Origin of the sequence: Rhodococcus sp. ENV425, from assembly GCF_002887785.1 — a bacterium.
Taxonomy (GTDB): Bacteria; Actinomycetota; Actinomycetes; order Mycobacteriales; family Mycobacteriaceae; genus Rhodococcus; species Rhodococcus aetherivorans.
On record NZ_PCZU01000090.1, the window covers coordinates 68,344 to 72,395 of the forward strand.

Sequence of the window (4,052 nt, forward strand, 5' to 3'; positions counted from 1 at the left end):
CCGACGAGGCGTCCCTCGCGGCCGCCGTCGCCGGCGCCACCGCCCCCGAGGCCGCCTTCGCCGTGGCCAAGGACTGCATCCAGATCCTCGGCGGCATCGGCTACACGTGGGAGCACGACGCGCACCTGTATCTGCGTCGCGCACAGTCGCTGCGAATCCTGCTGGGCTCCACCGCGTCCTGGCGCCGGCGCGTCACCGATCTCACCCGCCGCGGCGCCCGCCGCGTCCTCGGCATCGACCTGCCGCCGGAGGCGGAGCAGATCCGCACCGGGGTGCGTGACGAACTCGCCCCGGCCGTCGACCTCGGCGGCGGCGAACGCACGCGGTATCTCGCGGAGAAGGGATACACCGCACCGCATCTGCCCGCACCCTGGGGCAAGGGCGCCGACGCCGTCACCCAGCTGGTGATCGCCGAGGAGCTGCGCGCGGCGAACCTGACGCCGCACGACATGATCATCGGCAACTGGGTGGTGCCGACCCTCATCGCGCACGGCAGCCCCGAGCAGCAGCGACGGTTCGTGCCGCCGTCCCTTCGGGGCGAGATCGTCTGGTGCCAGCTGTTCTCCGAGCCCGGCGCCGGCTCCGACCTCGCGTCGCTCACCACCAAAGCCACCAAGGTCGACGGCGGATGGGTGCTGCAGGGCCAGAAGGTGTGGACCTCGATGGCGCGCGATGCCCACTGGGGCATCTGCCTCGCCCGCACCGACGCCTCGGTGCCCAAGCACAAGGGCCTGTCGTACTTCCTCGTCGACATGCGCAGCAGCGAGGGGCTCGACATCCGCCCGCTGCGCGAGATCACCGGCGAGGCCCTGTTCAACGAGATCTTCATCGACAACGTGTTCGTCCCCGACGACTGCCTCGTCGGCGAGCCCGGCGACGGCTGGAAGCTCGCCCGCACCACCCTCGCCAACGAACGCGTCTCCCTCTCGCACGACTCGTCCCTCGGCTCCGGGGGTGAGGCCCTCCTCGAGCTGGCGGCCGGACTGCCCGGCGGCCTCGACGACGAGCAGGCCACCACGCTCGGAAAGGTGCTGTGCGACGCCCAGACCGGCGGTCTGATGGGCCTGCGCACCACGCTGCGGTCCCTCGCCGGGGCCCAGCCGGGAGCCGAGTCCTCGGTCGCGAAGCTGCTCGGCGTCGAGCACATCCAGCAGGTGTGGGAGGTCGCGATGGACTGGGCCGGGCCGCGCGCCCTGCTCGGCGGGCAGCACCGCCGGTCGGCGACGCAGATGTTCCTCAACTCGCAGTGCATGTCGATCGCCGGCGGCACCACCAACGTTCAGCTCAACATCATCGGCGAGCGGCTGCTCGGCCTGCCCCGCGACCCCGAACCCGGAAAGTGAGCACGGCGATGACATCGACGCAACGAGGCGCCGGTTCCACGGACGAAGAGGAGAACTGACCGTGCCCATCGACCCGAACGTCGCCCTGTCCGCCGAACCGACGGTGCGCGAAGCGATCTGGACCGACCGCGACGTCATGCTCTACCACCTCGGTCTCGGCGCCGGGGGCGACGGACTCGACCCGGCCGAGCTGAGCTGGGTGTACGAGAAGAACCTGCGCGTGCTCCCGACGTTCGCAATGGTCGCCGGTCAGGGGATCTCGGCCGGCGCGCTGAAGCCGGCCGGAATGAACCTGCCCGGCATCGACATCGACCTGCGCCGGATCCTGCACGGCGGGCAGTCGCTGCAGGTGCACGCACCGATCCCCACCTCCGGCACGGCGCACATCTCGTCGCGGGTGGCGCACGTGTGGGACAAGGGCAAGGCCGCGGTCATCGTGCTGGAGCAGTCCGCCGCCACCCCCGAGGGCGCCCCGCTGTGGACCACCGGCATGCAGATCTGGGCCCGGGGCGAGGGCGGCTTCGGCGGTGAGCCCGGACCGGAAGCGGCCCAGTCGATTCCGGATCGGGAGGCGGACGCGGTCCTCGTCTCCCCGACGAGCCCGCGGCAGGCGCTGCTGTACCGGCTCAGCGGCGACATGAACCCGCTGCACGCCGATCCGGCGTTCGCGCGGGCCGCCGGCTTCGACCGGCCGATCCTGCACGGCCTCGCGTCGTACGGCATCGTGTGCAAGGCCGTCGTCGACGGCATCCTCGACGGCGATCCCACCCCGGTGCGGGACTTCTCGGTGCGGTTCGCCGGCTCCCTGTTCCCGGGCGAGACCCTCGAGACCGCCGTCTGGCGCGACGGCGACCGGCTGACGCTGCTCGCCACCTGCCCGGAGCGCGACGGCGCCCCCGTCCTCACCCACGCCACGATGGAGGTCCGCTCGTGAAGACCGGCACCCATCCCACCGCCGCCACCCACGCGCACCGCACGGTGCTGACGTCGGCGCCGCAGGACGCACCCGTCGACCGGGCCACCGCCGCTGCGCGGCGCGTGGTCGACGCCATGCTGCGCACCGACCGGGGCAACGCCAACCTCGACCGCGTCGCCGAGGAACTCGACAGCATCGCCGACCACCTCGAGGAGCACGCACCCGCCGTCGCCGAGCGGCTGATCGACATGTGGAACGGCGAGGGTGTCACCCGGCACGACCCGGTCACCGGCCCCGAGAACGCGATCGCGCCGCCCCTGGTCCTCGAGGGCCTCGAGGACGGCTCGGTACAGGGCACCGTCACGCTCACGCTGCCGTACCAGGGCCCGCCCGGGTGCGTGCACGGCGGCGTGTCCGCGCTGATCCTCGACCACGTGCTCGGCGTCGCCAACGCCTGGGGCGGCAAGTCCGGCATGACGGCGAACCTCGTCACGAACTACCACCGGCCGACGCCGTTGTTCGAGCCGCTCGTCGTCACCGGCCGGCTCGTCTCCGTCGACGGCCGCAAGATCCGCACCGTCGGCAGCATCGCGACGGCCGACGGGCAGCTGTGTGTCTCGGTGGAGGGGCTGTTCGTCGACAGGACGGTGCCGCGGCCCCGCTAGGAGGAGAACACCGATGGGAGCACTCGAAGGCCGGGTCGCGCTGGTCACCGGCGCCGGCATGGGCATCGGCCGGGGCATCGCCGCGGCGTTCGCGCGGGAGGGCGCGGACGTCGTCGTCGCCGAGATCGACGAGACGGCCGGCGCCGGCACGGCCCGGTGGCTGCGGGACGAGTGGGGCGTGCGCGCCCACTTCCAGCGCACCGACATCACCGACAAGGGCCAGGTCCACGCGATGGTCGACGCCGCGGTCGAGCGGTTCGGCCGCCTCGACATCCTCGTCAACAACGCGTGGCGCAGCTCCGGTTACGCCCGGTTCGAGAACATGACCGACGAGCAGCTGCGCGGCGGCTTCGACATGGCGGTGATGGCCGCGTTCTGGGCGATGCGGCGCGCCCTGCCCGAACTCGAGCGTCGCGGCACCGGCCGGGTGATCAACCTGTGCTCCCTCAACGGCGTCAACGCGCACATGTACTCCGTGCAGTACAACGCCGCCAAGGAGGCGCTGCGCACCCTCACCCGCACCGCCGCGCGGGAATGGGCGCCGAAGCAGATCTGCTGCAACGTGATCTGCCCGGGCGCGCAGAGCGAGGCGTTCCGGCGGGTGGCCGAGGCCAACCCGCAGATGGCGGCCGCGTCGGCGGCGGCCAACCCGATGGGCCGGATCGGCGATCCGGTCGAGGACATCGGGTCCGTCGCGGTGTTCCTCGCCGGCGACGCCTCCCGCTACGTGACGGGCAACACGCTGTTCGTCGACGGCGGCGCCCACATCAACGGTGTCCAGTGGGCGCCGCAGGTGGACTGAGCCCCTCGCCGACAACGGTCCCGGACATCGACAACTGTCGCGACGTGTGTCGGTGTCCGGTTCCGTCCACCGCACCTGTTCGACGGGACGCGGGCCTCGAATCCGGGCGCGACCACAGCGTCGACCTCCCCCCGCGACCGAACCGTGACCGACGCCGACGAGGATGGAGCGGACACGAGTCGGTGAGTGGCGGGAGGCGTGGGCGGCGATGAGGCCGAGCAGGTGCGTGCGGTGCGGCCGGGTAATGGGCCCGTTCGAGGAGCGGATCCACGATCGGTGCGCGCGGTGCGCGGGCCCGGCACCGCGCTCGTCGGCACCGCGCTGGG

4 protein-coding genes are annotated in these 4,052 nt (G+C 72.4%); all 4 read left to right on the forward strand.

Annotation, left to right across the window (positions count from 1 at the left end):
* A partial coding sequence (locus CQZ88_RS30610; protein ID WP_258008497.1) for an acyl-CoA dehydrogenase family protein occupies positions 1-1,343 on the forward strand: 1,343 nt, incomplete at its 5' end.
* 61 nt (positions 1,344-1,404) lie between these two features.
* On the forward strand, positions 1,405-2,277 hold the full coding sequence (locus CQZ88_RS07545; RefSeq protein ID WP_050035870.1) for a MaoC/PaaZ C-terminal domain-containing protein: 873 nt from the start codon (positions 1,405-1,407) through the stop codon (positions 2,275-2,277).
* Positions 2,274-2,924, forward strand: a complete 651-nt coding sequence (locus tag CQZ88_RS07550; RefSeq protein ID WP_006935148.1) for a PaaI family thioesterase — start codon at positions 2,274-2,276, stop codon at positions 2,922-2,924. The genes CQZ88_RS07545 and CQZ88_RS07550 overlap by 4 nt, the downstream gene beginning before the upstream one ends.
* Before the next feature lie 13 nt (positions 2,925-2,937).
* Positions 2,938-3,726 carry an SDR family NAD(P)-dependent oxidoreductase gene (locus tag CQZ88_RS07555; RefSeq protein ID WP_072636130.1) on the forward strand — a complete coding sequence of 263 codons (789 nt, stop codon included), beginning with the start codon at positions 2,938-2,940 and terminating at the stop codon, positions 3,724-3,726.
* The last annotated feature ends 326 nt before the right edge of the window (positions 3,727-4,052 follow it).